This window comes from Caulobacter sp. 602-1 (assembly GCF_003931565.1).
Classification (GTDB): domain Bacteria; phylum Pseudomonadota; class Alphaproteobacteria; order Caulobacterales; family Caulobacteraceae; genus Caulobacter.
This window is the reverse complement of record NZ_RRYI01000238.1, coordinates 1-238: the sequence shown is the minus strand read 5'-3', so window position 1 is coordinate 238 and position 238 is coordinate 1. Positions and strand designations below refer to the sequence as shown.

1 rRNA gene is annotated in these 238 nt (G+C 54.2%); it reads left to right on the top strand.

What is annotated here, in order from left to right:
- Window positions 1–141: 141 nt before the first annotated feature.
- A 5S ribosomal RNA gene (rrf, locus tag EIK80_RS26020) occupies window positions 142–238 on the top strand; the annotation flags it as partial.

Genomic DNA, 238 nt, shown 5'->3' with positions numbered 1-238 from the left:
GAGCTTACCGGTACTAATAGCTCGATAGGCTTGATCGTTCTTCAGTCAAACCCATGCAATCGCATGGCTCTACTTCAGACACTGATGTCTTCTTCACAATCACTGCCCTCGAAAGAGAGCGGTCGATATCCTTTTCGCTGACCTGGTGGCTATGCCGGGGGTTCCCCACCCGATCCCATTCCGAACTCGGTCGTTAAGTCCCCCTGGGCCAATGGTACTTCGTCTCAAGGCGCGGGAG